Source organism: Pectobacterium hainanensis, assembly GCF_046237015.1.
GTDB lineage: Bacteria > Pseudomonadota > Gammaproteobacteria > Enterobacterales > Enterobacteriaceae > JBJYIN01.
The window spans coordinates 39,855-66,421 of the sequence record NZ_JBJYIN010000022.1; the positions used below are offsets into that span (position 1 = coordinate 39,855).

At 49.3% G+C, this 26,567-nt stretch carries 24 protein-coding genes and 1 other annotated feature; of the genes, 8 read left to right on the plus strand and 16 right to left on the minus strand.

The genetic code is table 11. The features are described from left to right. Positions 1–152: 152 nt before the first annotated feature. The 3 genes from dnaJ to ACKPVM_RS18440 form a co-directional block, all read right to left on the minus strand. A complete protein-coding gene (dnaJ, locus tag ACKPVM_RS18430; protein WP_409311260.1) occupies positions 153–1,283 on the minus strand; it encodes a molecular chaperone DnaJ in 1,131 nt (376 codons plus the stop codon). A gap of 129 nt (positions 1,284–1,412) precedes the next feature. Continuing rightward, positions 1,413–3,326, minus strand: a complete 1,914-nt coding sequence (dnaK, locus tag ACKPVM_RS18435; protein ID WP_409311261.1) for a molecular chaperone DnaK — start codon at positions 3,324–3,326, stop codon at positions 1,413–1,415. Positions 3,327–3,586: 260 nt separating this feature from the next. Continuing rightward, positions 3,587–3,724: a hypothetical protein gene (locus ACKPVM_RS18440; RefSeq protein ID WP_409311262.1), complete on the minus strand. Its 138-nt coding sequence runs from the start codon at positions 3,722–3,724 to the stop codon at positions 3,587–3,589. A gap of 64 nt (positions 3,725–3,788) precedes the next feature. Between ACKPVM_RS18440 and satP the strand changes: the two genes are divergently transcribed. Continuing rightward, entirely contained in the window at positions 3,789–4,364 is a 576-nt protein-coding gene (gene satP, locus ACKPVM_RS18445; RefSeq protein ID WP_409311263.1) for an acetate uptake transporter, read from the plus strand. A 102-nt stretch (positions 4,365–4,466) separates the two neighbouring features. On the opposite strand, the gene ACKPVM_RS18450 is transcribed toward satP, so the two are convergent. Together ACKPVM_RS18450 and mog are read right to left on the minus strand one after the other, a co-directional pair. Then, positions 4,467–5,807: an MFS transporter gene (locus ACKPVM_RS18450; protein WP_409311264.1), complete on the minus strand. Its 1,341-nt coding sequence runs from the start codon at positions 5,805–5,807 to the stop codon at positions 4,467–4,469. 127 nt (positions 5,808–5,934) lie between these two features. Further along, positions 5,935–6,522, minus strand: coding sequence for a molybdopterin adenylyltransferase (gene mog / locus ACKPVM_RS18455; protein ID WP_409311265.1), 588 nt, complete (start codon positions 6,520–6,522; stop codon positions 5,935–5,937). 295 nt (positions 6,523–6,817) lie between these two features. Between mog and ACKPVM_RS18460 the strand changes: the two genes are divergently transcribed. Further along, the gene (locus ACKPVM_RS18460; protein WP_409311266.1) at positions 6,818–7,909 is read left to right on the plus strand and encodes a GGDEF domain-containing protein; all 1,092 of its coding nucleotides are present in this window, start codon (positions 6,818–6,820) and stop codon (positions 7,907–7,909) included. 54 nt (positions 7,910–7,963) lie between these two features. Here the strand turns inward: ACKPVM_RS18460 and tal are convergent, their stop codons facing one another. Then, positions 7,964–8,917, minus strand: a complete 954-nt coding sequence (gene tal, locus ACKPVM_RS18465) for a transaldolase (RefSeq protein ID WP_409311267.1) — start codon at positions 8,915–8,917, stop codon at positions 7,964–7,966. 35 nt (positions 8,918–8,952) lie between these two features. On the opposite strand from tal, the gene ACKPVM_RS18470 reads away from it, so the two are divergent. Next, the gene (locus ACKPVM_RS18470; protein WP_409311268.1) at positions 8,953–9,126 is read left to right on the plus strand and encodes a hypothetical protein; all 174 of its coding nucleotides are present in this window, start codon (positions 8,953–8,955) and stop codon (positions 9,124–9,126) included. A 32-nt stretch (positions 9,127–9,158) separates the two neighbouring features. Beyond that, positions 9,159–9,932, plus strand: a complete 774-nt coding sequence (gene yaaA / locus ACKPVM_RS18475; RefSeq protein WP_409311269.1) for a peroxide stress protein YaaA — start codon at positions 9,159–9,161, stop codon at positions 9,930–9,932. A 40-nt stretch (positions 9,933–9,972) separates the two neighbouring features. Here the strand turns inward: yaaA and thrC are convergent, their stop codons facing one another. The 5 genes from thrC to ACKPVM_RS18500 all read right to left on the minus strand — a co-directional run bounded on the left by thrC (position 9,973) and on the right by ACKPVM_RS18500 (position 15,705). Next, positions 9,973–11,262 carry a threonine synthase gene (thrC, locus tag ACKPVM_RS18480; protein ID WP_409311270.1) on the minus strand — a complete coding sequence of 430 codons (1,290 nt, stop codon included), beginning with the start codon at positions 11,260–11,262 and terminating at the stop codon, positions 9,973–9,975. A 3-nt stretch (positions 11,263–11,265) separates the two neighbouring features. Next, positions 11,266–12,195: a homoserine kinase gene (gene thrB / locus ACKPVM_RS18485; RefSeq protein ID WP_409311271.1), complete on the minus strand. Its 930-nt coding sequence runs from the start codon at positions 12,193–12,195 to the stop codon at positions 11,266–11,268. A 2-nt stretch (positions 12,196–12,197) separates the two neighbouring features. Continuing rightward, positions 12,198–14,657 carry a bifunctional aspartate kinase/homoserine dehydrogenase I gene (gene thrA, locus ACKPVM_RS18490; RefSeq protein WP_409311272.1) on the minus strand — a complete coding sequence of 820 codons (2,460 nt, stop codon included), beginning with the start codon at positions 14,655–14,657 and terminating at the stop codon, positions 12,198–12,200. 27 nt (positions 14,658–14,684) lie between these two features. Next, positions 14,685–14,799 (minus strand) — a sequence feature (Thr leader region). Next, positions 14,738–14,806: a thr operon leader peptide gene (thrL, locus tag ACKPVM_RS18495; protein ID WP_109052666.1), complete on the minus strand. Its 69-nt coding sequence runs from the start codon at positions 14,804–14,806 to the stop codon at positions 14,738–14,740. Its footprint overlaps the feature before it by 62 nt. A 197-nt stretch (positions 14,807–15,003) precedes the next feature. After that, a complete protein-coding gene (locus ACKPVM_RS18500) occupies positions 15,004–15,705 on the minus strand; it encodes a tRNA/rRNA methyltransferase (RefSeq protein WP_409311273.1) in 702 nt (233 codons plus the stop codon). An 808-nt stretch (positions 15,706–16,513) separates the two neighbouring features. On the opposite strand from ACKPVM_RS18500, the gene arcA reads away from it, so the two are divergent. Further along, positions 16,514–17,230: a two-component system response regulator ArcA gene (gene arcA, locus ACKPVM_RS18505; RefSeq protein ID WP_208229690.1), complete on the plus strand. Its 717-nt coding sequence runs from the start codon at positions 16,514–16,516 to the stop codon at positions 17,228–17,230. Positions 17,231–17,323: 93 nt separating this feature from the next. Here the strand turns inward: arcA and creA are convergent, their stop codons facing one another. Further along, positions 17,324–17,794: a protein CreA gene (gene creA / locus ACKPVM_RS18510; RefSeq protein ID WP_409311290.1), complete on the minus strand. Its 471-nt coding sequence runs from the start codon at positions 17,792–17,794 to the stop codon at positions 17,324–17,326. Between the two features lie 220 nt (positions 17,795–18,014). On the opposite strand from creA, the gene robA reads away from it, so the two are divergent. Beyond that, positions 18,015–18,902, plus strand: a complete 888-nt coding sequence (gene robA / locus ACKPVM_RS18515; RefSeq protein ID WP_409311274.1) for an MDR efflux pump AcrAB transcriptional activator RobA — start codon at positions 18,015–18,017, stop codon at positions 18,900–18,902. Here the strand turns inward: robA and gpmB are convergent. Beyond that, the gene (gene gpmB / locus ACKPVM_RS18520; RefSeq protein ID WP_409311275.1) at positions 18,891–19,541 is read right to left on the minus strand and encodes a 2,3-diphosphoglycerate-dependent phosphoglycerate mutase GpmB; all 651 of its coding nucleotides are present in this window, start codon (positions 19,539–19,541) and stop codon (positions 18,891–18,893) included. The two genes, robA and gpmB, sit on opposite strands and share 12 nt — an antisense overlap. A gap of 51 nt (positions 19,542–19,592) precedes the next feature. Here gpmB and yjjX point away from each other — a divergent pair, with 51 nt between their 5' ends. After that, positions 19,593–20,129 carry an inosine/xanthosine triphosphatase gene (yjjX, locus tag ACKPVM_RS18525; protein ID WP_409311276.1) on the plus strand — a complete coding sequence of 179 codons (537 nt, stop codon included), beginning with the start codon at positions 19,593–19,595 and terminating at the stop codon, positions 20,127–20,129. On the opposite strand, the gene trpR is transcribed toward yjjX, so the two are convergent. Together trpR and sltY are read right to left on the minus strand one after the other, a co-directional pair. Beyond that, positions 20,126–20,479 carry a trp operon repressor gene (gene trpR / locus ACKPVM_RS18530; protein WP_409311277.1) on the minus strand — a complete coding sequence of 118 codons (354 nt, stop codon included), beginning with the start codon at positions 20,477–20,479 and terminating at the stop codon, positions 20,126–20,128. The genes yjjX and trpR overlap by 4 nt on opposite strands. Positions 20,480–20,551: 72 nt before the next feature. Continuing rightward, a complete protein-coding gene (gene sltY / locus ACKPVM_RS18535; protein ID WP_409311291.1) occupies positions 20,552–22,477 on the minus strand; it encodes a murein transglycosylase in 1,926 nt (641 codons plus the stop codon). A 346-nt stretch (positions 22,478–22,823) separates the two neighbouring features. Between sltY and ettA the strand changes: the two genes are divergently transcribed. Beyond that, positions 22,824–24,491 carry an energy-dependent translational throttle protein EttA gene (gene ettA / locus ACKPVM_RS18540; RefSeq protein ID WP_409311278.1) on the plus strand — a complete coding sequence of 556 codons (1,668 nt, stop codon included), beginning with the start codon at positions 22,824–22,826 and terminating at the stop codon, positions 24,489–24,491. 81 nt (positions 24,492–24,572) lie between these two features. Here ettA and ACKPVM_RS18545 read toward each other — a convergent pair whose 3' ends face one another. After that, entirely contained in the window at positions 24,573–26,276 is a 1,704-nt protein-coding gene (locus ACKPVM_RS18545) for a methyl-accepting chemotaxis protein (RefSeq protein ID WP_409311279.1), read from the minus strand. Between the last annotated feature and the right edge of the window lie 291 nt (positions 26,277–26,567).

Genomic DNA, 26,567 nt, shown 5'->3' on the forward strand with positions numbered 1-26,567 from the left:
ATAAATACTCGTTAAAAGTAGATTAAAACTGGATAAAAGATCGAAAAAAACGATTTATTAAAGAGAGCCAGGTTAGGCGAAGGCACAAAAAACCGGTTGGTGTTCACCAACCGGCTTCTCATTCGATTCACAACCCGATGGTTATTGATCGTTTAAATTAAATCGTCAAAAAATTTCTTCACGCCGTCAAAGAAACTTTTAGATCGCGGACTGTTTCTTTCGCCAGACGGGCCACCAAAGCTTTCTTCAAGCTCTTGCAGCAATTGCTTTTGACGATCATTCAGATTGACTGGCGTTTCCACAACAACCCGACACAGTAAATCGCCTTGAGCTCCACCGCGAACAGACTTCACACCTTTCCCGCGCATACGGAACAGTTTTCCGGTTTGTGTTTCAGCCGGAACTTTCAGCTTCACACGCCCATCCAGCGTCGGAACTTCGATTTCACCACCCAGTGCTGCCATGGCAAAATTGATAGGAACCTCGCAATACAGATTGTTCTCTTCGCGTTGGAAAATCGGATGCGCTTTAACCTGAACCTGAACGTACAAATCGCCCGCTGGTGCGCCATGTTCGCCCGCTTCACCTTCTCCAGACAGACGAATACGATCGCCGGTATCTACCCCCGCAGGAATTTTCACCGACAGCGTTTTACTCTTTTCTACGCGGCCATGACCATGGCATTTAACGCAGGGGTCTTTAATGATCTTGCCGCGACCATGACAATGCGGACAAGCCTGCTGTACCGTAAAGAACCCCTGACGCATCTGAACCTGACCATTACCATGACAAGTTGGACAGGTAACCGGCGAGCTACCGGGTTTAGCACCGCTGCCATGACACACGCCACATTCTTCTAGCGTAGGAATACGGATCTCTTTGGTGACGCCACGGACAGCCTCTTCAAGCGACAATTCCATGTTATAACGTAAATCGGAACCACGACTTGCGCGCTGGCGGCGTCCGCCACCAAATATATCGCCGAACACGTCGCCAAAAATATCACCGAAATCGGCACCGCCGCCGCCAAATCCTCCACCGCCGCCCATACCGCCTTGCTCGAATGCAGCATGTCCATACTGGTCATAAGCTGCACGTTTCTGAGAGTCAGTCAGGATTTCGTAGGCTTCTTTTATTTCTTTAAATTTAGCTTCCGCCTCACTATCACCCGGGTTTCTATCCGGATGATACTTCATCGCCAGACGCTTATACGCCTTCTTTATCTCACGCTCTTCTGCATCTTTAGAGACGCCTAAGCTCTCGTAATAATCTTGCTTCGCCATGCTTTTGTCCTGCCCTCAACATGCGTGCACGGGCGCAGAGTTTCCTCGACGCCCGTGCTGGTTGCCAGTAACAGCCTCTATCCCGTTTTTCAGGTACCGTTGCTGTCACTACGCCCGCTCAAAGGGCGATTACTTTTTATCTTTTACTTCTTCAAACTCAGCATCAACGACGTCGTCATCTTTACGAGCGGAAGCATCACCAGCGGCACCGTCAGTACCAGCCTGAGCCTGCTGCTGAGACACTTCCAGTAACTTACCGGAAGCCTGAACCAGCGCCTGAATTTTGGCTTCGATATCGGCTTTATCTTCACCTTTCAGTGCACTTTCCAGCGCTTTCAGCGCGTCTTCAATAGCAGTCTTATCGTCGGCGGCTAATTTATCGCCCACTTCTTCCAGTTGCTTACGCGTACTGTGCAGCAGGTGGTCGCCCTGATTACGAGTCTGAACCAGCTCTTCAAACTTACGGTCAGCGTCAGCATTCGCTTCAGCATCACGCACCATTTTCTGGATTTCATCTTCGTTCAGACCAGAAGATGCCTTGATGGTGATTTTCTGTTCGCGGCCGCTGTTTTTATCTTTCGCGGATACGTGCAGGATACCGTCGGCATCGATATCGAAAGTGACTTCAATCTGCGGCATACCACGCGGTGCAGCCTGAATACCATCCAGATTAAACTGCCCCAGGGATTTATTATCGTGAGCACGTTTACGTTCACCCTGTAGCACATGAATCGTTACCGCAGACTGATTGTCTTCTGCGGTAGAGAACACCTGGCTATGTTTGGTCGGGATGGTGGTATTTTTGGAGATCAACGCCGTCATCACGCCGCCCATGGTTTCGATACCCAGCGACAACGGGGTAACGTCCAACAACAGAACATCTTTCACGTCGCCAGACAGCACGCCGCCCTGTACTGCGGCACCAATAGCAACCGCTTCATCTGGGTTAACGTCTTTACGCGGCTCTTTACCGAAGAAGTCAGCGACTTTCTTCTGAACCAGCGGCATACGGGTTTGACCACCCACCAGAATGACGTCCTGAATTTCAGAAACTGACAATCCCGCATCCTGTAGAGCAACTTTCAGCGGTTCCAGAGAACGGCTCACCAAATCTTCTACCAGTGACTCCAGTTTCGCACGGGTCACTTTGATGTTCAGGTGCTTAGGACCAGTCGCGTCTGCTGTGATGTACGGCAGGTTAACGTCAGTCTGCTGTGCAGAAGACAGTTCGATCTTGGCTTTTTCTGCGGCTTCTTTCAGACGCTGCATTGCCAGCGGATCGTTACGCAAGTCGAAACCTTGCTCTTTCTTAAATTCATCAACCAGATAGTTGATCATGCGGCTATCGAAGTCTTCACCACCCAGGTGGGTATCACCGTTGGTTGCCAGCACTTCAAAGGTTTTCTCGCCATCAACTTCGTCGATTTCAATGATAGAGATATCGAATGTCCCGCCGCCGAGGTCATAAACGGCGATAGTACGGTTACCAACTTCTTTATCCAAACCATATGCCAGTGCCGCAGCCGTCGGTTCGTTGATAATACGTTTGACTTCCAGACCAGCGATACGACCGGCATCTTTGGTCGCCTGACGCTGCGCATCGTTAAAGTAAGCGGGAACGGTAATAACCGCTTCGGTGATGGTTTCACCCAGATAATCTTCCGCCGTCTTCTTCATTTTCTTCAGCACTTCCGCAGAAATCTGTGGAGGAGCCATTTTCTGATCTTTCACATCCAACCAGGCATCACCATTATCCGCCGCGACAATCTTGTACGGCATAATATTGGTGTCACGTTGTACTTCTTCATCTTTAAAACGGCGACCAATCAAACGCTTAATCGCAAACAAGGTGTTTTTCGGGTTAGTCACTGCCTGACGTTTAGCCGGCTGGCCAACCAGGATCTCACCGTCTTGCGTATAAGCAATAATTGAAGGCGTTGTGCGATCGCCTTCGCTATTTTCCAGTACTTTAACCTGCGTACCGTCCATAATCGCGACACAAGAGTTGGTTGTACCCAGGTCGATACCAATAATCTTACCCATCTAAACATCTCCACTAAAAAGTCATATTCGGTGTGGTAGTTCAACTTACTATGCGGGCGGAATGTCGCTTTTCAACGTCATAACCTCGTTTCCCGCTCACATTACGCCATTTTCCCAATACCGCCATGTCAGCAAAACGCGCCAGCACAAGCCTCTTCAGCTTGGTCGAACTGTTTGGTTGCAAATAACATGGGGTCAACAATTCCATCATCAAGGGGGAGAGATGAAAAAAAGTGGCCTTTATCCCCTGTTCGATCAAACTATTCCTTCCCCGCCATGTTGTGTCCATTCAACGCACCCGATATGATGCCGCGCTCGTCGCAGAAATAGGGATATTTCCCTAAACAATGGCGGGCAATACCACCTAAACGACACCTATCCCAACGTGATTGGCGCATTCGCGAACCTTATGCCGTGCCCGACACGAAGGGACTATTAATAATCTGTCATTGCAGAGGATTTATGAGCACGAACACGTTGGCAAATCCTGGTCCATTAGGACTGATGGGCTTCGGGATGACCACTATTCTGTTGAACCTGCACAACGCAGGTTTTTTTCCACTTTCTTCTATTATTCTCAGCATGGGCATTTTTTACGGCGGGATTGCCCAGATCTTGGCGGGGCTGTTGGAGTATAAAAAAGGGAATACCTTCGGTGTCACGGCCTTTACGTCTTATGGCGCATTCTGGCTGACGTTAGTGGCTATTCTTATGCTACCGAAAATGGGTCTGGCAGACGCTAGCGACGCGCAGTTTCTCGGCGTATTTCTAGGTTTGTGGGGCGTATTCACCTTATTCATGTTCTTCGGTACGCTACGTGGCAACCGCGCATTACAGTTTGTATTCGCCAGCCTGACCGTTTTGTTTGCTTTACTGGCGGTCGGTAATTTCACTGGTAATCATGCGCTGCTGACCATCGCGGGTTACGAGGGTATTATCTGTGGTGCCAGCGCGATTTACCTCGCGATGGCCGAAGTCCTGAATGAGCAATACGGCCGTACCGTTTTGCCAATCGGCGCTCGCAACGGCGCACACTGAGTGTCGTGGTAATCGCATCATCAAAAAAGGGTTCGGTGATATGACCGAACCCTTTTTTATTATTCCACCGATGATTTCATGCTGATCGACGGGTGGAACATTTTAAATGCTAATGGGTGAGTGAGATCGTTCTTCTTCAGCCTGTTTACCGACCCGATCGCTCGTCAAATCTCGCTGTAGATAAATTCCCAACAGTAACCCCACTCCAGACAACGTTAACACATAAAATGCAGGAGCCATTGGCGTCACTTTCATAATCAATGTGACGAATATCGGCGTCAAACCACCGAAAATCGCATAAGAAACATTATAAGAAAAGGAAATACCGGAAAAACGAACTTCCGCAGGAAAAGCACGCACCATCACATAGGGAACCGCACCCACGACGCCGACGCTCAGCGCAACCATCGCATAGCTCATAAACAGCAGACTGGTACTTGTGGCCGCCGCGCTATAAAAGAACCAACTGGATGCTCCAAGCAACACGCTGCCAATGATAAACAGCCTACTGGCACCGAAGCGATCCACAAGCAAACCCGCGCCAACACAGCCGACCATGAGTACAATCGTTGCCAGACAGTTAGCTTGCAATGCCAACGCAGCCGGGATGCCATGAACCTTTTGCAGATACGTCGGTGCCATGAGGATGACAACGACAATACAAGCGGATAATAGCCAGGTTAGCAGCATGGAAACCACAACCGCCCTACGGTGATTAACCACCACGGATTTCAGCGGCAACTCCTCAGCCAACTTCTTATGCGTCTGCATTTCTATAAAGATCGGCGTTTCCTGTAACCAACGACGTAAATACATCGCTACTAGCCCAAAAATGCCACCGATAAAGAACGGTAACCGCCAGCCGCCGTTTGTCATCTGTTCAGCGCTTAACACGGTGTTAAGCAGCGTAGCCACCAGTGAACCAAACAGAATCCCCAACGTGAGCCCTGCCGTTAACGTGCCACACGCAAAACCAATTCGTGAACGAGGAACGTGCTCGGCAACAAACACCCATGCTCCAGGCACCTCACCACCAATCGCGGCCCCTTGCAAAACGCGCATCAGCAGTAAAAGTAACGGTGCCGCAATACCGATAGACTCATAAGTCGGCAGCATCCCCATCGCCAGCGTAGGCAATGCCATCAGCAATATGCTGAGGCTAAACATCTTTTTACGCCCGACCAGATCGCCAAAGTGAGCCATAATGATGCCCCCAAGCGGACGAGCGAGGTAACCGGCAGCAAAAATACCGAACGTCTGAACCTGCCGCAGCCACTCAGGAATATCAGCGGGGAAAAAAAGATCGCCAATCACTGCCGCAAAAAAAACGAAAATAATGAAATCGTAAAATTCCAGCGCGCCACCCAGCGCCGCCAAAGACAGTGTTTTATAATCTTGCCGGTTTAACCGGCGATGCTGTGGGTGAGAATGCTCGTGATTCATAAGTTACCGTGTGGTGCAAGAGTATGGCTAATGAAATCCAGCCATTTAATGTAAAGTAAAAATTACTATAACGTCAAAATTACACCACACCAGCAAAGTTGAATCTTATGTTTTAAATTGGCTAACTTTAGTTTTTTATTTCACGTATCGCATTTTTGGGACGAAAAGCTGCTACGACCTGCGGATCGGTTTCAACATAAGGGCCTTCCAGAAGTTGAATGCAATAAGGAACACTGGCAAAAATACCTGCCATGACGACTTTACCGTTCTCATCTTTCAACCCTTCCAGCGTTTCTTTAATCGATTTAGGTTGTCCAGGTAAGTTGAGAATCAGCGCCTGTTTACGAATAACCCCTACCTGCCTGGATAAAATGGCCGTAGGAACAAATTGCAGGCTAATCTGCCGCATCTGTTCGCCAAACCCTGGCATATCACGATCGGCAATCGCCAATGTCGCATCTGGCGTCACGTCACGGCGAGCCGGTCCGGTCCCCCCGGTGGTCAACACCAGATGGCACCCTCGTTCATCAACAAGTTCACAAAGCGCCTGTTCAATAAGCACCTGCTCATCAGGCACCAGTCGAGTTTCAATCTCAAAAGGCGTCATGAGTGCACCAGATAACCATTCTTTTAATGACGGTATTCCTTTGTCCTGATAAATACCGCTGGATGCTCGATCAGAAATGGATACCAATCCAATACGCAATACGTTCATAACTACCTCTCTAAAACGCTATTTTTATCAGAATATTATCTGATTTACGTTATCAGGCCACCATGAAACCAGAAATTTGTATAACCCATACCTTCTGAAAATTTCTTATATTCCATATGATAATTATTATTAAATAGCATCTCAAAAATAAAACATCGTTTACTCATTGCAAGACAAGGAAAAATAACAGAACAGGCTATGATTAATCATAACCAGCGTTCAAATCGTATGATAAAATTGAGGCGCTTCTGTAGCCCCCTTGATGAGTAGCAAAGCCACACCAAGGAAGTACCCTATGCAAACAATTAAATATAAGATATTAAAAATATTTGCCCATCCAACCTCCGCATTTTTTCTATTCGGCATTCTGGCTTTTTTTATCACCGCAGCATTTATGCATGAATCAGATAAAAACACCTGGGAAATGGAAAGATATAATCTTGATACGACGATTAGGAGTTATGATTCCTATAGCTCTGGAGCCGAAGTTCAAGATAGTGATGTGACCAGAAAGACAGGAAACTATGTATCGTCTCGCATCCGAGTATTTGCATTTAATACCAGTGACACACGCCGGGAATGCATTAATCGGCTATCAGAAACGGAATTAAAATTTAATGACATGTCGATCATCAGGACATGCCAGAATAACCTTCCCTCTATTGGAGAGTTCGCGGGAAAGGGCACATTAACCAGCATTTTTCCGTTGTTATCCCCCACAGATGAGCTACTCGGCATTCGTATCAGAACCAGCTCAGAAGCACCACCGCCATCGCTGCTTGATACTTTTGGGTCGTTACCCACGATCATTGGTATGTTAGGAATTGTACTGATTTGCGCGACGTCAGGCAGTTTGCTCTCCGTATTGGCCAGAAAATATCTGATTGAATTTCCTACTATCGCTCGATATGACGACCTGACAGGCTATCTACGACGAGACGCTTTCTTCATGGCCGCAAGTAAAGCGTTAAATATTGCCAACATTACCCGGCAACCCGTCTGTGTCATCTTAATCGACATTGATCATTTCAAAAACGTGAATGATACGCTTGGCCATAGTGCGGGCGATAACGCCTTAAAGTTCATCGCGGATATTTTAAAAAAATCATTTCGCCGCGAAGATATTTTTGGGCGGATTGGCGGCGACGAATTCGCGATTGTTTTACCTGAGATTAATTTAAACAATGCCTATACCGTCGTTGAACGAGCCAGGGCACGAGTCAATGATAGCAATTATGAAGTATCAGCAGGGAATAGAATACACCTGACTGTCAGTATCGGATTGGTTGAATACCGTATTGCTGAAGAAAACTTAATAGAAGTAATGAAACGCGCGGATGAAAATCTTTATATAGCAAAGGAAACCCGAAATTCTGTTGCTAAATAATAGTTATCAATCTGAGATAACCGATAGATTGTCGGTTATCTCAATAAGAAACGATTACAGCAAATCAGCAATCATCTTCTCTAACTTAACCTGATCGACGGCAAATTTACGGATACCATCTGCCAATTTATCAACAGCCATTGGGTCTTGATTATGCTGCCAGTAAAACTGTGCTTCTGTCATTTTTGCTGGGCGGGCTTTCACATCGCCAGCATAAGAAAGTTTGCGAACGACTTCGCCTTCACTTTCAGACAGTTCCTTCAGCAGCGCCGGGGCAATCGTCAGGCGATCACAGCCAGCCAGTTCTAAAATCTCACCAACGTTACGGAAGCTTGCGCCCATCACAACGGTTTCATAACCATGTTCTTTGTAATAACTGTATATTTCACTCACTGATACCACGCCTGGATCTTCACTGGGCGCAAACTCTTTCTTATCGCCGTTAGCTTTATACCAATCCAGAATTCGGCCAACAAATGGTGAAATCAGGAAAACGCCCGCTTCAGCACAGGCACGAGCCTGAGCAAAAGAGAACAGCAGCGTCAGGTTACAGTTAATCCCTTCTTTCTCTAATTGCTCAGCGGCGCGAATCCCCTGCCAGGTAGAAGCCAATTTAATCAGAATACGATCGTTGCTGATGCCTGCATCGTTGTACAGTTTGATCAGGTGTTTTGCTTTCGCAACGCTAGCTTCCGTATCGTAAGACAAACGGGCATCAACTTCCGTAGAAATTCGACCGGGGATCAGTTTTAAAATCTCAAGACCGATATTCACCGCCAGCTTGTCAGTCGCATCCACAACTTGCTGCTCACGGTTGCTGCTCTGTGAACGTGCCCAGGTAATCGCCTCGTCGATCAGCTTACGGTATTCAGGGATCTGAGCCGCATTCAGAATCAGGGACGGGTTCGTCGTGGCATCTTGCGGCTGGTACAATTTCATCGCCGCGATATCGCCGGTATCAGCCACAACCGTTGTCAATTGGCGTAGGGAAGTCAGTTTATCCGTCATGTTGGCATTTCTCATTGTTTGTATGTGGATTATCAGTGTATGAATGGTTAGTACATGAACTGGTGGCAGTCTTGTTGTCGCCGAAATCTGATAATAACACGCAAGTTTCCCCACGCAAGACAGCCTTTTGCTCTCCGGCGGCAGCGCCGCTGATTGCTTCCCCCTGTTATACCTATCGCCACTTTCTTCCTGAATATTTGCTACAGTAAGACATCAAAATCAGACCAAGAGGACATGGCGCATGCTCATTACCCTTTCACCGGCAAAAACACTTGATTACACCAGTCCTTTACCCACGCAGCGTTATACCCAACCAGAATTGCTGGATTATTCCAGCCAGTTAATTGCACTTTGTAAGAAACTGACTCCCGCGCAAATTGCATCACTCATGGGTATCAGTGATAAATTGTCTGGCCTGAACGCTGCACGTTTTCATGACTGGCATCCTGACTTTACTCCCGATAATGCCCGTCAGGCATTATTAGCCTTTAAAGGCGATGTCTACACCGGATTGGCCGCCGAAGACTTTAGTGAAGGCGACTTTGATTTTGCCCAACAGCATCTGCGAATGCTGTCTGGCCTCTACGGTGTTTTACGTCCACTCGATTTAATGCAACCCTACCGATTGGAAATGGGGATTAGGCTGGAAAATAAGGCGGGCAAAGATCTCTATAGTTTCTGGGGAGATGTGATCACAGAGAAACTGAATCAGGCACTGCACGAACAAGATGACGACATTTTGGTTAATCTGGCCTCCGACGAATATTTTAAGGCCGTCAAACCCAAGAAACTAAAGGCCACCTTAATCAAACCGGTCTTTTTAGATGAAAAAAGCGGAAAATTTAAAGTCATCAGCTTTTATGCCAAGAAAGCGCGCGGGCTGATGAGCCGCTTTATTATCCAAAACCGACTGACAAAACCGGAACAGTTAAAAGATTTTGATTCGGAAGGTTACTTTTTTGCAGAAGCGGAGTCGTCCGCACATGAACTGGTATTCAAACGTCACGAACAATAAACATGAAGGACGGAGCACGCCGCTCCGTCCTTCATCGTGATTACTGCGGCAACGCCATCAAAAACTGGCGCAACGCCGTAAAATCATCAGGGAAGTGATGCGATAGCAAATCCAGATCGGCACGTTTTGCCAGCGCTTCAGGCAAGTCCAGTGTCTTGCCCAAAATCGCTTCCACGCTTTCTTTGAATTTTGCCGGATGCGCCGTGCCGAGGAACAAGCCAAACTCACCGGACTGGAGCTGATCGCGCAGCAATCGATAGGCAATAGCGGCATGCGGCTCAGAGACATAACCCAACGCATCCAGTTCATGCATGGTTTCTTTGGTCGTATCATCACTTACCGCGCCAAAGCCCAGCGTTTTCAACTGCCAGTTTTTACGGCGGAACAACTCTTCCACACGCGGCCAGTTGTTCGGCTGACTGACGTCCATCGCGTTGGATAACGTTGCCACCGTTTTATTGGGTTCCCAATTTCCGCTGCTCAGGAAGCGCGGTACGGTGTCATTGGCGTTAGTCGCCGCAATGAAACGTTTAATCGGTAGACCGAGCGATTTCGCCAACAAACCAGCCGTTAGATCGCCAAAATTACCACTCGGCACGGAAACTACCAGTTGGTTACGCGCTTCCTGTGGTAGTTGTGCAACCGCTTCAAAGTAGTAGCAAATTTGCGCCAGTAGGCGGCTGATGTTGATGGAGTTCGCTGAATTCAGGCCAATCGCCTTTTTCAACTCTTCATCATCAAACGCCTTTTTCACCAATGCCTGACAAGCATCGAAATCACTGTCAACGGCGATGGTATGGATGTTGCCACCCAGCGTACAGAACAGTTTTTCCTGCAACGGGCTGATCCTGCCTTGCGGATACAGAATTACGACACGGACATTTTCCAGACCGTAGAAAGCATGCGCCACGGCAGCCCCCGTGTCGCCGGAAGTCGCCGTCAGAATGGTAATTTTCTCGTCGCCCGATACTTCCGTCAGCATTTGCGCCATAAAGCGGCCGCCGAAGTCTTTAAAGGCCAGCGTCGGGCCGTGGAACAGTTCCAGCGCGGCGATATCTTCCGCAACAGGCGCAACCGGTGCAGGAAACGCAAATGCCGCTTTTACGCGCTCGAACACGGTTTCAGCGGCGATCTCATCGCCAATATACGCAGACAGAATGCGGCTGCTGCGGGTGACGAAATCCAGACCCAGCAGTTCGTCAATTTCAGTGCGCTCAAACTCTGGCAACTCCAGCGGGAAGAATAGCCCTTGTTGGCTACCCAGCCCTTGCTTGATAGCCTGAGCAAAACTGACCTGCTCGTTATGATCTTTAAGGTTGTACAGTTTCATGCGTTATCCCAGTTGTCGTGCGCCAGCTGTATCCAGACGGCAAATATGAACAAAACCTTCATCATTCTGCAAATAATTATCCCGCAGCCAATCAGCTAAACGCTCAGCGCTCGCCATATTATTGCAAACGGAAAAGAGTGTTGGGCCAGAGCCGGAAATACCGCAGGCCAGCGCACCGATATCCTCCGCCGCTTGACGAGCGTCGGCAAAACCGGGCAGCAGTTTAGTACGATAAGGTTCTGCTATAACATCTTTCATCAATTTGGCCGCCAGCGATGCTTGTCCGGTATGACAAGCGTGGATAAACCCCGCCAGATATCGACCATGGCTGACACAATCCTGCCGACGATACTGCGCAGGTAAGATTGCTCGCGCTTCAGCCGTTGAAACTTTTATCCCCGGATAGGCCATAACCCATAGCCAATCGTCAAACGAGGGAACGGGCTGACTGATGATGCCCTCTTCTTCCAACATCAATTGAATACCGCCAAGAAAGCAAGGCGCAACATTATCATAATGTACGCTGCCGGAAATACGCCCCTCCAGCTCGCCCATCAGCGTCAATAAGCGGGTATCATCCAACGGTCTCCCACAAAATTCATTCATCGCCATCAACCCCGCGACGACAGAACAGGCGCTGGAACCTAACCCTGAACCAATCGGCATATTTTTTTCGAGCGTCATGGCCACCGGTATGGTTTTGCCAATTTCCTGGCAAAAGCGTTCCCAACATTGATACACAATGTTTTCTTTCGGGTTATCAGGCAGTTTGCTGACGAAACGCCCTTCATTACGCAAGCTAAACAGATCGGCGGCTTCAACAGAAACGCAATCGCCCAACAGTGAACCGTCTACCGGCGAAACGGCCGCCCCCAGCACATCAAACCCCACGCTGACGTTACCGATCGATGCAGGTGCATACACCTTAACCATAATTATGCTCCTAACTTCCATGACAAGGTGCGCAGCAGATCGGCGAACACACCAGCAGCGGTAACATCGTTACCCGCGCCATAACCGCGCAATACGAGCGGCAGTGGCTGATAATAACGGCTGTAGAATGCCAACGCATTCTCACCATCTTTGACTTTGAATAAAGGATCGTCGCCCCCGACAGCGCTGATCTGAACTTTACAGCGCCCTTCATCAATCACACCGACATAACGTAACACTTTCCCCTCATCTCGAGCCTGTGCGAGACGGCTGGAAAACGCTTCATCCACTGAAGGTAAGCGACGCATAAAACTCTCTACATCACCTGAAGCATCAAAACTGACAGGCAGAACAGATTCGACCTCAATATCCTCCAGTTCCAATTTATAACCGGCTTCACGGGCCAGAATCAGCAGCTTGCGCGCAACATCCATCCCAGACAGATCATCACGCGGATCCGGCTCGGTATAACCTTTCTCTTTCGCTTGTGCGGTCGCTTCAGACAACGACATCCCCTCATCCAACTTACCGAAAATAAACGAGAGTGAGCCGGAGAGAATACCGGTAAAACGGATTAGTTCATCCCCGGCATTCAACAGATTCTGAAGATTTTCAATCACAGGAAGCCCGGCACCGACGTTAGTGTCGTACAGAAAACGACGACGTGACTTCGCCGCAGCGCTACGCAACTGTTGGTAGTAATTCATGGAACCCGTATTGGCTTTCTTGTTTGGCGTCACAACATGGAAACCATCAGCCAGAAAATCAGCATACTGATCGGCAACTGCCTGACTCGAGGTGCAATCAACAATAACCGGGTTCAACAAGTGATACTCTTTTACCAAACGAATCAAACGACCCAGATTGAATGGTTCACGGGCTTTTTCCAACTCATCACGCCAGGAGTCCATTGGAATACCATTGATATTGGTCAGTAATGCTTTGGAATTGGCAATACCGACGACTCTCAGATCGATATGCTTTCGCTTAAGCCACGGTTGCTGACGATGAATCTGTTCCAGCAACGCACCACCAACGCCACCCACACCAATCACGAACACATCAATAACTTGCTCGGTATTAAACAGCATTTGGTGAGCGACGCGTACACCAGTTGTCGCCATATCATTACTGACAACCACCGATATAGAACGTTCGGATGAGCCCTGAGCAATGGCGACAATATTGATATTAGCGCTTGCCAATGCGGAGAACAGGCGGGCAGACAAGCCACGTAGCGTACGCATGCCATCACCCACCACAGAAATGATCGCTAGACGCTCCATCACATCCAGCGGCTCAAGCAATCCTTCTTTCAATTCCAGATAGAACTCGTCTTCCAACGTCTTTCTGGCACGCGCCAATTCATTTTGCGACACGCAGAAGCTAATACTGTATTCAGAAGAGGATTGGGTAATCAGTACAACCGAAATCCCCGCACGGGACATCGCGGCAAAAACTCGCGCAGCCATGCCTACCATCCCTTTCATACCAGGGCCTGACACATTAAACATGGCCATGTTATTCAGGTTAGTAATGCCTTTAACCGGATATTGCGTATCAGTACTCTCCATACCAATCAACGTACCGGGGGCCTGTGGGTTTTCAGTGTTTTTGATAAGGCAGGGAATTTGGAATTGAGCGATGGGGGCGATGGTTCTGGGATGGAGGACTTTGGCTCCGAAATAGGATAATTCCATCGCCTCCTGATAGGACATCGACTTCAGTAATCGGGCGTCCGGTACCTGACGTGGATCGCAGGTATAAACCCCATCCACATCCGTCCAGATTTCACAACAATCCGCTCGCAAACAGGCTGCCAGCACCGCAGCGGAATAATCGGAACCATTACGGCCTAATACGACCAGTTCGCCTTTATCGTTACATGCAGTGAAGCCTGCCATCAGAATCACATGATCGTTCGGGATAGCGCTTTCAGCGATACGACGCGTGGATTCTGTAATATCAACGGTAGATTCCAGATAATGCCCCTGAGCCAGCAGTTTCTCCACTGGATTGATGACGGACACCCCGTAGCCACGAGCTTGGAAGACGGCTTCCATAATAGCAATCGACAGTTTTTCGCCTCGGCAAATAATCGCAGCGTTAACGCTATCAGGACACTGTCCCAGCAACGCAATACCGTGCAAAACCTGTTTTAGCTGAGCAAATTCTTGATCGACAAATGCTTTAAGACGGGCCAGTTCAAAGCCAGGCTGAGATTCAGCGAGGCCTTGCAGTAAAGAGGAGAAAATAGTTTCAGCATCATTGAGATTAGGCAGTAAATCCTGTCCGGCGACCGTCTTTTCAATCATCGCAACCAGATGATTGGTAATTTTTGCCGGTGCTGACAGTACGGCGGCAACCTGTCCCTGGCGAGCATTGTTTTCAATAATATCGGCAACGCGCATAAAACGTTCCGCATTCGCCACTGAAGTCCCGCCAAATTTCAACACTCGCATTTTTATGTTCTCTCCTGAATTCTGCCATAAAAAAAAGCCCGCACTGTTTGGTGCGGGCTTTTTCGGATTCGTTGTACGCGTCAGCCCGCACCGTTACTGGTTGTACCGGTGATGGTAATAATCGTGGTGATCAGGCTGATAGTACGCATAGGTAAAGTCTGTCTCGATAGATTTAAAATAATGCTGCCCTATTAGTTAGGGCAATCGCCGCTTGAAGTCAATGGATTTCTTTTTTTTCATCAGTCATGTGAGTAAACGAGAAACGTGAAATCATCTGCAAGATAAGGAACGAACGACACGATTACTTGTCATAATCTTCAAACCGACATGTTTTGCTGTGAAAAAATCATTTCTCATGATCTTCTTTGGATAGCACTTTCTCAACATCATGTAATAAAGTATGCAGCATTGCCGTATCCCTTTGTTCTAAACGACCCAGCCGTTGATGAATCCAGTCTTGCAACTTTTCATCTTCGCTCACGCCCAACGTCATTAACAATCGTTCCAAACGCAATCGTAATGCAGATAACGAACCAGTCTGAGGCTTAGCCGGATGGGCTGACGAAACCTGCATCAACTCCGACAATTGATAGCAATACACCATTACCGCCTGACCCAGATTCAGTGATGGGTAGTCCGCTTTCATCGGCACACCTGTCAAGATATCGGCTAACTCAAGTTCTTCATTCGTCAGCCCGGAATCTTCGCGTCCAAAAACCAGGGCCGCAGATCCAATCCACTGAGAGCGTTCCTGCATGACGCCAAGCAAATCGGCAGGCGAACAATAGTAACGGAATCTGGCGCGGCTACGCGCCGTCGTGGCAATGGTAAAATTCACATCAGCCAATGCTTCTTGTAGTGTGGTAAATGTCGTGGCCATCTCAAGGATATCGCCGGAACCATGAGCGACCCACCCCGCCGCAGGTGCCCGATGCGCCGAGCTGTTTACAATACGTAAACTGCTGAACCCCATGGTTTTCATTGCCCTTGCCGCGGCACCAACATTCTCAGCTCGTGCGGGCTCAACCAAAATAATATGAAATTGCATAAATGCCCTCTATGACATAAAAACGTCGGACATTGATGATGTAAAAATTAACAATTACACAACAAAAATGTCGATATCATCTCGTCACAGTGACGAAACCAAGTTTAATTGGAAAAACGGCAAACTTACCCTACGTATTTATTATAAAAATTAGATAGTTAGCCGCAACTCATTACCACCCTTTCTTCGTACGCCAGTCCAACGTATTTATTACTGTCATCAGCATTTGCTATGCTGAATCGTGCACAAAAGATGCTAAATTGTGACTTAAACTAGCAATCTTGTAAGTCTTTTTCACAAAATAGTTAACGTGCTACAATGAAGTTTGATATATGTCAACGGAACCGTAGATTTATCAGCCAGCAAAATCAGTGTTCACTGTTATGTTGCTGTTAATAAGGTTAAACTGTGCACCACTTTTTAAGCTCTGTTAAATCAGCTCCGCTGTCACCCGTATATACCCTAAATAATTCAAGTTTCAGGAAGGCGGCAAGCGAAGGAATCCCGATGAGCTTACTTGAGTAAGTGATTCGGGTGACTGACAAATCTGCCAGAGGCAGGTTTGAACGCTGCTTGCAGCGGCCCTTTAGGGCGAGGCCCACGACGGGCCGAGTAGCGCAGCCAACGCACATGCAACTTGAAGTATGACGGGTATACCGCTATTTTGGCGGGTGGAATGTGCACCAGGAATGTATTTACGTACTTTAGTCTAATGTTGGGTGAGATAACGACCTTTGCCTCATAATGATAACAGCGACTTCTGTACTCCCGATTTCTATAATTTAGTTGGCAATTTTAGGTAGCAAACATGCAGACGCCGCATATTCTTATTGTTGAAGACGAGTTGGTAACTCGTAATACCCTCAAAAGTATTTTTGAGGCCGAAGGATACATTGTTCACGAAGCCACAGACGGTGCAGAGATGCATCATATTCTGTCGGAAAATGACATCAATCTGGTCATCATGGATATCAACCTGCCGGGTAAAAATGGTTTGTTGTTGGCCCGTGAATTGCGTGAGCAAGCCAGTGTTGCATTGATGTTCCTCACCGGGCGCGACAACGAAGTCGATAAAATTCTGGGTTTGGAGATCGGTGCTGACGACTATATTACCAAGCCTTTCAATCCTCGTGAGTTAACCATTCGTGCACGCAACCTACTGTCCCGAACCATGAATTTGGGAGGCGGAACAGAAGAACGTCGTCTCGTTGAAAGTTACCGTTTCAACGGTTGGGAATTGGATATCAATAGTCGTTCGTTGATCAGCCCTGCTGGCGAACAGTACAAGCTACCGCGTAGTGAATTCCGCGCGATGCTGCATTTCTGTGAGAATCCAGGAAAAATTCAATCCCGCGCAGAGCTACTGAAGAAGATGACAGGTCGCGAGTTGAAACCTCACGATCGCACGGTTGATGTGACCATCCGCCGTATCAGGAAGCATTTCGAGTCCACGGCAGATACGCCGGAAATCATCGCCACGATCCATGGCGAAGGTTACCGTTTCTGCGGTGATTTAGAAGACTAATGCTTATCAAGCCGAAGTAAGAAACACTGCTTCGGCTTTTTACATTCTCATATTTATGTCATACCGTCTGACACTGTTCAGTCACGGCGACGCTCAGTTCGTCGTTTTTCCCCAAGGCATCACAGGTACTGCACTTAGGGCATTTTTAGGCGATCCATCAACCAAGCGATCTGAATAAGTAAGATAGATCAATGAATTACGTTTTTGATCGTAAAAACGTACCACCTGTAGCTTTTTGAAAACCAGCGATGTCCGCTTCTGGAAAACAACATCGCCTCGATCGCCAGCGTTCTTGATCTTGTCGGTCAACACAATAGGCCCCACTTGCTGACAAGAAATTGCCGCATCAGAAGTATCTTCTGCCAGCCCTAATCCTCCTTTGATACCGCCCGTTTTAGCCCGGCTAATGTAGCAAGTCACGTTGCTCACATCAGGATCATCAAACGCTTCTACCACTATTTTATGGTCCGGCCCCAACAATTTAAATACGGTATCGACAGATCCTATCTGCTCCGCCCGTACCGAGCTCGTTGCCGATAGCAATAACAGCCCGATACTTATCATTAATCTTTTGTTCATTTTCAAGGATCTCTGATTATTCATCTAAATGACGCTCCACAATATCAGTCAGGAAGCCACAGCGGATCACACTTCCCATCAACCACGCTATTCAAATTACCTGCTACATTTCTTCAAAAATCTTAAGCGGTGACAATGTCAAAAAATTGCTATGATACAGGATCTCAATGCGTTTAGTGCTCAGTGTGTCTCATGAGGAAGATCTATGGATCAAGCCAGTATTATACGTGATCTGCTTAACTGGCTGGAAAGCCATCTCGACCAGCCTTTATCACTTGATAATGTCGCGGCGAAAGCGGGCTATTCGAAATGGCACCTACAACGAATGTTTAAAGACGTCACGGGCCATGCCATTGGTTCCTATATTCGTGCGCGGCGCTTAACCAAAGCAGCAGTTGCGCTTTGCCTGACCAGTCGCCCTATTCTGGATATTGCGTTGCAATACCGTTTTGACTCTCAGCAGACGTTCACCCGCGCGTTCAAAAAACAGTTTGCGCAGACACCCGCGTCCTATCGCCGTTCAGATAACTGGGATACATTTGGAATACACCCGCCTATACGGTTAGGTGAATTCACGCTACCACAGCCTCAGTTTATCGAGTTGCCGGAGACGCCGTTACTTGGGCTCACGCAAACCTATAATTGCCCACTGGAACAGATTTGCAATTTCAGAGCGGAAATTCGTATCCATTATTGGCGCCAGTTCTTAGGGGAAACAAAAGCGGTTCCTCCCGTACTGTATGGATTACATCACTCACAGCCGAGTAAAGAAAAAGACGACGAACATGAAGTTCTCTACACCACCGCGCTGGAACCACAATACCTGCCGGATGATGTGCATACGGGAGAACCCATCACGTTGCCCGGCGGTGACTACGCCATGTTTATTTATGAAGGGCCGCCCGATGGGTTACAGAATTTTATCATCACGCTATATGACACGTGTTTACCCAGCTTCAAACTGATCCGCCGCAAAGGGTTCGACGCCGAGCGCTTCCATCCCAAACAAAGTGAGAACGGGGAAATCCCAGCGATCATACGCTGCGAATATTTAATCCCCATCCAACATAACAATGGGGCCTTAGCGCTGTAACTCATCCAGAGCGGGCAGGTCCAGATGGGCAACATCCCCGGCCGTTTCGACCACCCAGCCGGGAGCCAGCCATGGGCTTTGTTGATAGTCAATGCGCGACAGGGAGCAGTTGCGCAGACGCAGACGCCTCTCGGCCGATGCGGGTAATCCTAATATCGTGCTCAGCAAACATCCCAACGCCATCCCGTGGCTGACCAGCAGTGGCTGGCTTCCTTCCGGCAAGGTCAGGCAACGAGCTAACACGCTGTGCATACGATCGGCCAGCTCACTCATCGATTCCCCTTCGGGGATCCGACCATTAGGTGTGCCGTCGACGAGCTGTTTCCGCCAGGACTCTTCTTGTGCACTGAGCGAACCAATATCCCGCTCCTCAAGCACCCCCATATGCAATTCACGTAGTCCCGGTTCCACAACAACCTGACAGTCAGGGCAAACGCGAGAAATAATCGCCGTTGTCTGACGTGTCCGCCCCAGATCGCTGGTAAAAATATGCGTAATACCCAATGTTTTGATGCGTTCAGCAACCTGGTAAGCCTGTTGCTCACCACGCGACGTCAGGACACTGTCGGACTGACCTTGAATACGTCGCGCCACATTCCATTCTGTTTCGCCGTGGCGAACAAGATATACCTGTAACATGGTTATTTTCCGTTATACTGCGTCAAATTAACTAAAGAGTATGAAACCGTTATGTATCATGTTGTCGCTGCCACTACCAACCCAGCAAAAATCAAAGCTATTACTTTAGCATTCACCGACGTCTTTGGCGCAGATCACTGTCGCATTGAAGGTGTTGATGTCGACAGCGGCGTCCCACGCCAGCCGCTTGGTTCGTTAGAAACCCGAACAGGCGCCAGAAACCGTGTCATGATGGCTCGTCAAGTTAGACCTGAAGCGAACTTTTGGGTCGGCGTTGAAGCAGGGATCGAAGAATCCATGACATTTGCCTGGATGGTTGTCGAAAATACCCATCTGCGAGGCGAATCACGTTCTGCAAGCCTGGTTCTGCCAGAAAGTATACTACACGGTATCCGTGAAGGACGGGAGTTAGGCGACGAAATGGAACGTCTGACTGGCGTACAAAATATTAAACACAAGGGTGGAGCCATTGGGGTCTTTACTGATGGGAAATTGTCACGTACCAGTGTTTATCATCAGGCTCTGCTGCTGGCATTAGTTCCATTCCATAACCCCATTTACCAAACACCCGTACATCCCGCAGGTTAACGTTCTCTTTTCTCTGCGGGAACGTGCTCCGTAGACAGCAACTGCGCCTCCAGCCATTGTTTCAACGCGGGAGGTGCGGCCTTCAGACTATTAGAACCTCGAGTAATCGTCGCGATCCCCGCCCCTAATTCACTTTTTAACTCCCGCTGGCTCATTTCTCCCCGCATCAATTCCTGAATAATCCGTACTCGAGTCCCCAGAGCCATACGTTCGTCGGGTGTCAGTAGCAACTGCAATAACGGCTGTTGGAGCTCCTCACTGACTGATTCTTGCAACAGAGCAACAAAGCGCTGCCAATTTTCATTATCTTGCTCAGAAAGTGCGGGATCGGTAAGGAATAGCGGATTCATAACGGGCTGCCATACTATTTAACTAGTACGGCAGCATAACACAATTTCAGTCAGCGATCGCAACACCGCGTCTCAATAACGCCGCTGCCACTCTGACTCCGTCAGCACATTGGCTGGCTGATGAAGGAAATAGCGATAGAAAACATCATAGGCCAGCACATTTTTCACGTATCCCCGCGTTTCCGAGAACGGAATGCTTTCGATAAATGCAACGGGATCGATGCGCCCTGCGCTATTTCTCAGCCAGGTATTCACCCGCGACGGCCCGGCATTATAAGCCGCAGAAGACAGGATACGGTTACGACCAAATGTCTGGTAGACATACTCCAGATAGCTCGTTCCCAATAGAATATTGGTCTCAGGATCGAACAACTGGCTGCTATTATTGTAAAACGTAATATTGCTCATTTTGGCAGTCTGCTGCGCCGTTGCGGGCATCAACTGCATCAAACCCGATGCGCCAACTGGAGAACGTGCTTTCGGATTCCAGGCGCTCTCCTGACGCGCAATCGCCATCGCATAGCTCTGGCTAATCCCTTTTCCCTGCGTTTCGCGGCGGAATTCGTCATTCCAAGCCAGCGGGAAACGCTCTTCCAGATGATCCCACAGCTTCGCAGCAATCGTCGCCTGCACGCTCAAATCCGCCCAGCGCTGTTCAAATGCATAGCGAGCCAGCGCCTCCTGCTGCGGTTTACTGTGATTCGCCACCAGCCCCACCCATTCACTACGCGCCAGATTATCCATCTGCCAGAACATCAATTCCCGCACGCGAGCGACTTCCGGTAGCTGGGATAAAGAAGGATCCGGCTTCACCGCTGTCATGATCGTAATCGGATAGCGCTCGTTCAGTTTCTGCGCCGCCGCCATCGGATAGAACCCGCGTTCTTGCATCAGGCTGCGTAATAGCGTCCCACCGTCCTGACGTTTTCCCTGATCCAACAGCACCACCGCACGCCAGTAGCGCCATTCGTCCTTCTGTAACGCCTCTGCCGGCAAACGTGCCATCCAGCTTGTTAGCCCCTGACGATCGCCTGCACCCAACGCCATTCGTACACGACGCTCCAGCAAGGTGGTCGATGTGCTCTTACGCACCACACCATCCCGCCACTGCGCCTGCTCTGGTGTGGCATCGTTGCCCATCAGTCGCCAGGCAATGGTTTCTTCCATTTCCTGACGCTCTGCTGCGCTCATTTTCTGCAAACGAACAATGACAGGCAGCATAGAACGGGCATTATCAGCATCCTGACGTGCAGTGCGTGTAAAGACCGAGAGCGTAACCTTACGGGTGAAATCCGTCGGCCCAACAGTACGGGCAAAACTTTCCAGCGAATTCGGATCGCTCTGGAGTTTTAGCAGTGCATCACCCATCGTTTTATAATCATCAGGTAGCTGCTTGACGAGATAACTCACCAGACCACTGCTACCTTCATTCATCGCCAGACGAATGCGTTCCAATGTCGTCAATGGTGTCTGTTCACCCGCCTGCTGCCAGACAGAGAAGAGTTTATCGCACACGGCGGGAAGCGAACGCCCGGTCAGCCAGATATCACGCGTGGCATCCCACAAGCCTTGACGCTGGCCCGTCGCCCACTGAGCATAATAAAAATTACAGCGGGCACTGACCGGTTTCGGCGGCTGCGGGCTAAATGCCAGTAGCCCGCTCCAGTCCTGACGACGCGCCAGCTCATTCACAAAGCTGGTATTAAGATTACGGGCTGGCGGCAATGTCGGATGTGTTGCCATAAACTGCCTTACCTGCGTTGCGCTAACCTGACTCAGATCCTGCGTGAGCGAGCGGTATTCAAGATAAGGATAAAGCGGGTAACTGCGCAGCGTCGGCATCAACTGCGCGACCGTGTCCATCTGGTTGCTATCCCACGCCTGTTTAACCTGTTGATAGCGCTGACGCTGTTCGTCCAGAGAATCGGCCAGCACATGACCGGAAACCCCAGCCAGACATATCGCCACAAGGGCGTACCACCCATAACCTGCTTTCATCACCTGCATTAACCTCATCCGTTATCGAACCTGCTATCGGCATCCTTCATCGTATCGATACCCTATCCTATCGGGCAGATCCAGTGTGGCACATCATGCCAGACAACGATACGTCGATCCGTCAACCGATTCCGAAATTCATCAGACGGACCTACGTCTCAGATCGGACATGGCAAATCGCCGGATAGCTGGGATCGCGGTCTGAAACCCGCTACACTTCATACTTAAAGTAATGCAATTAAAACAATCAATCTGCTGCCAGGGCGTCTACCGGGCAGCCGTGCTACATATGGTCACCAGCTTAGGGTGACAAATCATAGAGATAAGAGAGAGGCGAAGTCGCAACGTGGCTCAATATGTTTATACCATGCATCGTGTCGGTAAGGTCGTTCCGCCGAAACGTCATATTCTGAAAAACATCTCCCTCAGTTTTTTCCCCGGTGCCAAGATCGGCGTACTGGGTCTGAACGGAGCCGGTAAATCAACGCTGTTGCGTATTATGGCTGGCATTGATACGGACATCGAGGGTGAAGCTCGCCCACAACCTGGCATCAAAATCGGCTATTTGCCGCAGGAACCGCAGCTCAACCCGGAACACACCGTTCGTGAATCAGTTGAGGAAGCGGTCTCAGAAGTTGTTAATGCGTTAAAGCGTCTGGATGAAGTTTACGCCCTGTATGCCGACCCGGATGCGGACTTCGATAAACTGGCCGCCGAGCAAGGTCGACTGGAAGAAGTCATTCAGGCACACGACGGTCACAACCTGAATAACCAACTGGAGCGCGCGGCGGATGCCCTGCGCTTGCCAGAGTGGGATGCAAAAATCACCAATTTGTCTGGGGGTGAACGTCGCCGCGTGGCACTGTGCCGCTTGCTGCTGGAAAAACCAGACATGCTGTTGCTCGACGAACCGACCAACCACTTGGATGCCGAGTCTGTCGCCTGGCTGGAACGCTTCCTGCACGACTTCGAGGGCACCGTGGTGGCGATTACCCACGACCGTTACTTCCTCGATAACGTCGCGGGCTGGATTCTGGAGCTGGACCGTGGTGAAGGCATTCCATGGGAAGGCAACTACTCGTCCTGGCTGGAGCAGAAAGATCAGCGTCTGGCACAGGAGGCGTCTCAGGAAGCGGCACGCCGCAAATCTATTGAGAAAGAGCTGGAGTGGGTTCGTCAGGGGGCTAAAGGCCGTCAGTCCAAAGGTAAGGCGCGTTTGGCTCGCTTTGAAGAACTGAACAACACGGAATACCAGAAACGTAACGAAACCAACGAACTGTTTATTCCGCCTGGTGCCCGCCTCGGCGATAAAGTGGTGGAAGTCTCCAATCTCAGCAAATCTTACGGCGAACGCCAGCTCATCGATGGCCTTTCTTTCTCCGTACCGAAAGGCGCGATTGTCGGCATTATCGGCCCGAACGGTGCGGGTAAATCAACGCTGTTCCGCATGATGTCCGGTCAGGAACAGCCAGATAGCGGCACAATTGAACTGGGTGAAACGGTGAAATTGGCCTCAGTCGATCAGTTCCGTGACGCGATGGACAACAGCAAAACCGTCTGGGAAGAAGTGTCCGGTGGGCAGGACATCATGCGCATCGGCAACACTGAAATGCCAAGCCGTGCGTACGTTGGCCGTTTCAACTTCAAAGGGGTTGATCAGGGCAAACGCGTTGGCGAGCTGTCCGGTGGTGAACGCGGTCGTCTGCATCTGGCGAAGCTATTGCAGGTCGGCGGCAACGTGCTGTTGCTCGATGAACCGACCAACGACTTGGATATCGAAACCCTACGTGCGCTGGAGAACGCCCTGCTGGAATTCCCCGGCTGTGCCATGGTGATCTCGCATGACCGTTGGTTCCTCGACCGTATCGCGACGCACATTCTGGATTACCAGGATGAAGGTAAAGTAGAATTCTTCGAGGGTAACTTTACCGAATACGAAGAATACAAAAAGCGTACGTTGGGCGCCGATGCGCTGGAACCACACCGCATCAAATACAAGAAGATTGCTAAATAAGCCGTCACCAGACGTGATAAACAAATGGCCCGCAATAAATTGCGGGCCATTTTTCTTTCCAATACGGCTTCACTTACCCGATCAGAACGTTTCCCAGTTTTGATTATCGCTGCCTTTGCTACTGGTTCCGGCAATGGCCATCGCCGGTGCTAAGCGCGGCTGCGCCGTAGCCTTCGGCAATGACGCTTTCAGCTTCTGAGCCACACCAGCCAGCTTGAATACTGCGACAGCCTGCGTCAGACGAGCGGCCTGTTCTTCAAGCGAAACGGCTGCTGCCGAGGCTTCCTGCACCAGCGCCGCATTCTGCTGTGTCGCGCTATCCATTTCAGACACGGCCTGACTCACCTGCCCAATGCCACGGCTCTGTTCGTCAGAAGCGGAAGCAATTTCACCCATGATATCGGTCACGCTGACAACCGCGCGGACAATCTCACCCATGGTTGTGCCTGCCTGAGACACGAGCCCAGAACCTGTCTCCACCAGCCTGCTCGATTCGCCAATCAGCCCTTCAATCTCTTTCGCGGCCTGTGCGCTACGCTGCGCCAAATTACGAACTTCACCCGCCACCACCGCAAAACCACGACCTTGTTCACCCGCACGTGCGGCCTCTACCGCAGCGTTCAACGCCAGAATGTTGGTCTGGAACGCAATGCTATTAATGACGGAGGTGATTTCGGAAATGCGTCGTGAACTGGTGGAAATATCCTGCATGGTATCCACCACGTTTTTCACGATCTGTCCGCCCTTCTCAGCTTTTTCAGAGGCATTTTTCGCCAGTTGACTGGCGTGATGGGCGTTGTCAGAGTTCTGTTTCACCGTTGCGGTCAGCTGTTCCATGCTCGCGGCTGTTTCCTCCAACGCGGCCGCCTGCTGCTCGGTGCGCGAAGAGAGATCGACGTTACCCGCCGTAATTTCTGACGATCCCTGATAGATCGAGTCCGCCCCTTCGCGCACGATCGTCACCGTATCCGTCAGTTCTGCCTGCATGTTCTGGATATTCGTCCCCAGAATACCGATTTCATTACGCCCCATTACCATCGGCGGTTGCGTCAAATCGCCTGCGGCAATCTTCTGGATACGCTCAACCAGTCTGTTAATTGGCGCGAGGATCACATTGCGTACCATGATGTAGGCCATGATCGCCATAATGATAGACAGGACAAAGGAACCCGCCATCATCCAGTAACCCAGTTTGGCGTTCTGTTCTGCCCGCAGATTGATCTCCTGTGCAGCCTTCGTTAATTCACTGACTTTTTTACGAACAGGAATGCTAAATGCTTCATCTAAAGTACGAGCCAACGTACCTTCTAAGGAGATGACTTCTTCAAATCCGTGTTCCATCGTCGCTTTCTGCATAACGAGAATCGCGTTATCACGGTAGTCGGCATAGGCTTTGAGAATTTCGTCATCCAATGAACTCTCGCTTGCTAACTTATCTGGCCGGGCAAAGTATTCATCAAGGCGTTTCTGTGAAGCTCTAATACGGCCTGCCGCCTGGTCTGAAGCAACCTTGAAGACTTCACTATCGCCGATACGATTAGCAGACCCCGCTTGAATAAGCAGTAACCTCACGACACGCAACTGATCAAGGCTACTACTAATGCCAGCCCGAACATCGGACAATTCATTAGCCTTATCCAGAGCGTCGTTGCTTTGCTTCAGAAAATAGCTAGCGGTCCCAATAGAAAGTGCAAATAAAATCAGAATGATTGAAAAAAGCGTAATAAATAGCGAAACGAGACGTATGTTATTAACGTAACTCGGTTTCTCCCTTTGAATAGACATCGGTTGCATTCTTATTCACCATCACTGGTATACATTACCCCTGCTATTTTGTAGCAGAGCCCAAACATCCCCTACATAATTCGAGTTGCAAAACAAAACGTTAACGTTTTGAACGGTACAAAGCGTTAGCGCTCTAGGGCGAGTCTCATTTATGCATCTCGTCATAGGACGCTAAACGAGGGACAAATTAAACCAGCCACAGGCTGGCCTACGGTGAGAGGACAAGATGTCTCTCATTCCTTTCATAAAACAATAAAAGGAGCCATAAGGTTATCGGCACGCCTATTCCAA

Bases quoted from the DNA above. Each gene is read 5' to 3' on its own strand.
- thrC (WP_409311270.1), bottom strand. From the start codon at position 11,262: ATGAAACTGTACAACCTTAAAGATCATAACGAGCAGGTCAGTTTTGCT.
- gpmB (WP_409311275.1), bottom strand. From the start codon at position 19,541: ATGTTACAGGTATATCTTGTTCGCCACGGCGAAACAGAATGGAATGTG.
- dnaJ (WP_409311260.1), bottom strand. From the start codon at position 1,283: ATGGCGAAGCAAGATTATTACGAGAGCTTAGGCGTCTCTAAAGATGCA.
- trpR (WP_409311277.1), bottom strand. From the start codon at position 20,479: ATGAATCCGCTATTCCTTACCGATCCCGCACTTTCTGAGCAAGATAAT.
- ACKPVM_RS18450 (WP_409311264.1), bottom strand. From the start codon at position 5,807: ATGAATCACGAGCATTCTCACCCACAGCATCGCCGGTTAAACCGGCAA.
- ACKPVM_RS18545 (WP_409311279.1), bottom strand. From the start codon at position 26,276: ATGTCTATTCAAAGGGAGAAACCGAGTTACGTTAATAACATACGTCTC.
- ACKPVM_RS18500 (WP_409311273.1), bottom strand. From the start codon at position 15,705: ATGCAATTTCATATTATTTTGGTTGAGCCCGCACGAGCTGAGAATGTT.
- mog (WP_409311265.1), bottom strand. From the start codon at position 6,522: ATGAACGTATTGCGTATTGGATTGGTATCCATTTCTGATCGAGCATCC.
- robA (WP_409311274.1), top strand. From the start codon at position 18,015: ATGGATCAAGCCAGTATTATACGTGATCTGCTTAACTGGCTGGAAAGC.
- yaaA (WP_409311269.1), top strand. From the start codon at position 9,159: ATGCTCATTACCCTTTCACCGGCAAAAACACTTGATTACACCAGTCCT.
- thrB (WP_409311271.1), bottom strand. From the start codon at position 12,195: ATGGTTAAGGTGTATGCACCTGCATCGATCGGTAACGTCAGCGTGGGG.
- arcA (WP_208229690.1), top strand. From the start codon at position 16,514: ATGCAGACGCCGCATATTCTTATTGTTGAAGACGAGTTGGTAACTCGT.
- satP (WP_409311263.1), top strand. From the start codon at position 3,789: ATGAGCACGAACACGTTGGCAAATCCTGGTCCATTAGGACTGATGGGC.
- tal (WP_409311267.1), bottom strand. From the start codon at position 8,917: ATGACGGATAAACTGACTTCCCTACGCCAATTGACAACGGTTGTGGCT.
- creA (WP_409311290.1), bottom strand. From the start codon at position 17,794: ATGATAAGTATCGGGCTGTTATTGCTATCGGCAACGAGCTCGGTACGG.
- yjjX (WP_409311276.1), top strand. From the start codon at position 19,593: ATGTATCATGTTGTCGCTGCCACTACCAACCCAGCAAAAATCAAAGCT.
- ACKPVM_RS18460 (WP_409311266.1), top strand. From the start codon at position 6,818: ATGCAAACAATTAAATATAAGATATTAAAAATATTTGCCCATCCAACC.
- thrA (WP_409311272.1), bottom strand. From the start codon at position 14,657: ATGCGAGTGTTGAAATTTGGCGGGACTTCAGTGGCGAATGCGGAACGT.
- sltY (WP_409311291.1), bottom strand. From the start codon at position 22,477: ATGAAAGCAGGTTATGGGTGGTACGCCCTTGTGGCGATATGTCTGGCT.
- ACKPVM_RS18440 (WP_409311262.1), bottom strand. From the start codon at position 3,724: ATGCGCCAATCACGTTGGGATAGGTGTCGTTTAGGTGGTATTGCCCGC.
- dnaK (WP_409311261.1), bottom strand. From the start codon at position 3,326: ATGGGTAAGATTATTGGTATCGACCTGGGTACAACCAACTCTTGTGTC.